The sequence below is a fragment of the Weissella sagaensis genome, from assembly GCF_005405285.1.
Lineage (GTDB): Bacteria > Bacillota > Bacilli > Lactobacillales > Lactobacillaceae > Weissella > Weissella sagaensis.
Map to the genome: position 1 here is coordinate 1 of NZ_BJDT01000019.1, position 4,446 is coordinate 4,446.

6 protein-coding genes are annotated in these 4,446 nt (G+C 34.3%); 1 reads left to right on the forward strand and 5 read right to left on the reverse strand.

All coding sequences use genetic code 11. The features are described from left to right. The 5 genes from FFM55_RS09665 to FFM55_RS09685 form a co-directional block, all read right to left on the reverse strand. The coding region (locus FFM55_RS09665) for a transposase (RefSeq protein WP_168388718.1) at positions 1–107 on the reverse strand (107 nt) is incomplete at its 3' end. Positions 108–539: 432 nt separating this feature from the next. Then, positions 540–770, reverse strand: coding sequence for a glycosyltransferase (locus FFM55_RS09670; protein ID WP_052348467.1), 231 nt, complete (start codon positions 768–770; stop codon positions 540–542). 214 nt (positions 771–984) lie between these two features. Next, entirely contained in the window at positions 985–1,422 is a 438-nt protein-coding gene (locus FFM55_RS10190; protein WP_137601019.1) for an LPXTG cell wall anchor domain-containing protein, read from the reverse strand. Continuing rightward, positions 1,397–3,493, reverse strand: a complete 2,097-nt coding sequence (locus tag FFM55_RS10115) for a leucine-rich repeat domain-containing protein (protein WP_170999695.1) — start codon at positions 3,491–3,493, stop codon at positions 1,397–1,399. The genes FFM55_RS10190 and FFM55_RS10115 overlap by 26 nt, the downstream gene beginning before the upstream one ends. 284 nt (positions 3,494–3,777) lie before the next feature. Further along, positions 3,778–4,092: a hypothetical protein gene (locus FFM55_RS09685; RefSeq protein WP_042494695.1), complete on the reverse strand. Its 315-nt coding sequence runs from the start codon at positions 4,090–4,092 to the stop codon at positions 3,778–3,780. 247 nt (positions 4,093–4,339) lie between these two features. Between FFM55_RS09685 and FFM55_RS09690 the strand changes: the two genes are divergently transcribed. Then, a partial coding sequence (locus FFM55_RS09690; protein WP_168388718.1) for a transposase occupies positions 4,340–4,446 on the forward strand: 107 nt, incomplete at its 3' end.

Sequence of the window (4,446 nt, forward strand, 5' to 3'; positions counted from 1 at the left end):
GCGGCTGGAGAAACACCGTATTCCTCGGAAAGCGAGCGAATAGATCTTTTCTCTTCACGATGCATCTTCACAATGCTGGCTTTAAAATCATCTTGATATCGTTTCATTGGAATGCTCCTATCTTGTTTTATTAATTATGGCACAACTGTTCAGAAATTTATGTACCAAATACTAGGATAGGAGCATTTTGAGCGTCGTATTCTTTTACATTTATAGGATTGTAATTATTTTCTTTAAAGTAAAGTTCTACTAGATATTTTTTAAAATCTGTTGATAGAAGGCTACTGCCTTTAGCTCTTAAAAACTGAAAATAGCTTCTATTCATATAAACCCAAGTATGCAACTGTTGATAAAAACTGGTTTTGGGATTTCTAACAATTGAGTTCACATTACATAGCCAAATATAAACTACTGAATTTTTATAGTATATGTCTGTACTGAGTTCACAAGCAAGTCCAACAAAATAAGTATCTTCTTATATTTTTAAATCATTTAACCAACGTAAACCTATTTTTTGAATGTATTTTGCGTTAAACCATTTATCTGGCAATAATCATTTCATGATTACCTGAGTCTTTAATTACATTGAAAAATTCCAATAGAGCACCTGTGAAATGCAGTTGATCATCAGCATCTATAAACATATAATATTGACCAATCGCTTGGCCCATACCAAATTGTCTAGAAAATCCGGGTCCGTTAGATTGTTTATTATAGTAATATTTAATATTTATGTTTTGAAAAATATCAAATATTGATATGTCTTGCAATTGATAACCCCCATCACCCACAATGATTACTTAAATTTGATTAAACTCAACACCTATCTGGTTATTAATTGATGACAGTACAACAGCCAGCTGTGATTCCTCTTCATTTTTATACGGTATAATGATAGAAACTAATTTTTGCATTGCAGCTTTTCCTTTTTCATATACTAAAAAGCCAGCCAAGTATTGACTAATCACACTTAGCTGGTTCTTTTTATTTTTTACGACGATTATTAATAATCAAAGAAGTTATTCCGGCTAATAATACAGATATGACAACACTAATCAAACTAGTGTTATTGTTTTCTGTCCCTGTTTTCGGAAGTTTTCTTATCTCTGTGTCTGTAGAACTGTTATTTTTGGTCAGATTTCCAGTTGCTCCAGTATCACCGGTAGCTCCGGTGTTACCTGTGTCAGTTTTTTCAACGTTTTCAGTAGCAGGAGTACCAGTGTTACCATCCTTGTCAGTTGCTCCAGTATCACCTGTAGCTCCTGTATCGCCGGTAGCTCCAGTATCACCTGTGGCTCCAGTATCGCCGGTGGCTCCTGTGTTACCTGTGTCAGTTTTTTCAACGTTTTCAGTAGCAGGAGTACCAGTGTTACCATCCTTGTCAGTTGCTCCAGTATCACCTGTAGCTCCTGGTATCGCCAGTTACTCCAGTATCGCCGGTAGCTCCGGTGTTACCTGTGTCAGTTTTTTCAACGTTTTCAGTAGCAGGAGTACCAGTGTTACCATCCTTGTCAGTTGGTGTAGCAGTGATAGCTTCACCTTCAGTAGTAGGACGAGAAGGTGTGATTGAATACTTACCATCCTCACCAACAGTACCTTCACCTAACTTATTACCATCTTTATCAGTCAAGACGATAGTGTCACCAGGAGTTCCATTACCCGTAATTGGGTTAGAAACAATTTGTGATGATGTCACTGTTGATTTGGCATTTTTTTGCGTGTCTTCATTGTTAGGGTCCGAGGTGCTTTTTTGATCAGAATTTATGGCTATATATATTTGGTAAATATGGTTGTACGATAAGCTAGCAATATTAACATGGATAGTTTCTAGGATGCTTCCAGACTGCAAGTCATGTGCAGTCAGAGGAACTGTGCTAATAATATGTAGTGCATTTCCTACCACAGATGTTTCCGTTTTGCTTGCTGATTGAAAGAGAATACTATTTTCTCCATACTCTTTGGGCACAACAGCTGTGATCTCCAGAGACTTTTTATTTGTAACTGGATCAGTTATGATAGTAGCTTGTTTTTGTATAAAATTGCTTGCCACAGATGTGTACCCACTGCCATCACCTTTTAGAATAGCAATGGTTACTTTTTCTTTAGCATAAGAATTATTTGATAGAGTTACTGGCTGTTCAACGGTACCATTAAATTTATTAAATGTACTACTGGAAGTAGAGTTATCCCAAGAGAAGTAAGCACTACCAGCCTCTTTAGGATGATATATTTTTATTGCACCAGGAGTAAAGCTATCAGCATTAATGCCAGAACTATAGGTTAGTGGTAGTACATTACCTAGGTTATCGACCACAGAAAATGGAATACTGAGTGCTTCACCTTGTGAAGTGTAATTAACATTAGGTAGAATAACAGTTTGATATTTAGCATTAACCGTGACTAATTTTTTCAATTGCGCCAATGGACTAATGTCATAAATATGATTTCTGAGCATATTGAGAGTAGTCAAGTTATTTAAAGAACGTAAAGGAGATATATCCGACACAGACGCGTTGGAAAAAGATAAATTTGTTAAGTTCTTTAAGCTTGATACAGGAGATAAATCAGATACTGATGTCTTACTAAAGTCTAACTGTTGTAGGTTAGTTAAGTTAGTAAGAGCTGTTAAACTAGTTATTTTATCATTGAAGTCAATAGACAACTTGGTCAAATTCGATAGATTACTGAGGCTATTTAGATTAGTGTTTGTCAATGACATTTGGGATAAGGTTAGTTCCTGTAATGTGCTAATGTTTTTCAATGGCGTTAGATCAGAAACACTGTTATCACCTAGGGATAGGTATTTTAAATGCTTCATTTTAGATAATTGATCAATATTTGACAGTTTATTATATTCCAATTGTAATGTCTCTATATTGGAAATTTGAGATAATCCATCTAGGTTCTGTAAATTATTTTTGGATAACGATAAATAGGTCAAATTTTTTAGATTGTGAATGATATTCAGATCATTCAATGCATTGTGGCCCAAATCCAGAGACGATAATGTTGTCATATTTCTGATAGGCATAATTCGTGATACATAGTTACCATAATCATCAGCGAAAAGATTCAAACTTTGTAATTTTAAATTTTCAATAGGTGCCAGATCAGGCGGAATACTTGCTTTATTTAGTCTAAGATTTAAGACTGTTAACTGATGTAAATTTTGTAGTGGCATTAAATCAGAGATATTACTTCCAGATAAATCTAAAGACTGCAGATTAGTAGCGTACTCTAATCCCTTTAAATTAGTGACATTTTCATATGATAAATTGAGAGAAGTGATGGTTTGAATATTTTGTTGTGTCACTTCCGTACCAAGTTGTCGTGTTAAAATATCTTTTAGCTGTTGATCAGGTAGCCAATCTTCAGTGGTAGTTAGGTTTTGTGTAGCGGAACTTTGAATAATATCAGCATCTACGACTGACGTTTTTGTTCCTAATACCATGACTGATGTTATCGAAATGGTAACAATTAGTAATTTTTTCAACTTTTTTCTCCCTGATATCTCCAAATATTATACGTTGTTGTTTTATTGTTAGAACTGACTAGAAAATGTTAATCTTACGATGTGGCATAGGACCAGGTAATCGTAATTTCATATTTAGGTCTGTAGACCAATTTGAGTTAACATAACGTGTCTTACCCAAAGTAGCCGTTATAGCAACCGCTCTCGCTCGTTGTGAAATACCCCTTGTGAATTTTGATCCCCCTGCCCTTTTCCGACAGTTCACAAAGTCAGATTTAGGTTTTTTCACAATCTATACCAATTTGTTATAGGTTGTCTTTGAGAATATTAAAACGTTTCTTTTCTTCGGTTGATAACGTATTGTAATATTGACTAACAATAAATTGTATAGCTTCATAATCAAATTTTAGTCGTTGCATATTCTTTAACACATTTAATTCTACGTATGTTTCTTGTGGAATTTTTATAGATTTTTGTTGATTTGCAAATACTTTTTTATTATTTTGCTTTTGTTTAGTTTCTATTGGTTTAGGTGTAAGTTCAATGCTTTTTTCTTCATATTGTTTTTCTGGTTTAACTGCACCTGATACTCTTCTTTGTAAATAACCGTTACCTGCCATTGTACTCTCCTTTTATTTGAATTCGTAGATACGATTTAAAAATTCATCTGTAACTGTTGAATACAGAGCCATGACTTTTTCGTCAAATCTATCATTTTCTGTAATACCATTTATTGGGAAACGTTTTATTCTTTGCATATTGGGAACAATAGTATTAAAGATAATATCCTGCTCCTATCCTAGTATTTGGTACATAAATTTCTGAACAGTTGTGCCATAATTAATAAAACAAGATAGGAGCATTCCAATGAAACGATATCAAGATGATTTTAAAGCCAGCATTGTGAAGATGCATCGTGAAGAGAAAAGATCTATTCGCTCGCTTTCCGAGGAATACGGTGTTTCTCCAGCCGC

Coding starts and splice junctions, on each gene's coding strand:
- FFM55_RS09685 (WP_042494695.1), bottom strand. CDS start 4,092: ATGGCAGGTAACGGTTATTTACAAAGAAGAGTATCAGGTGCAGTTAAA.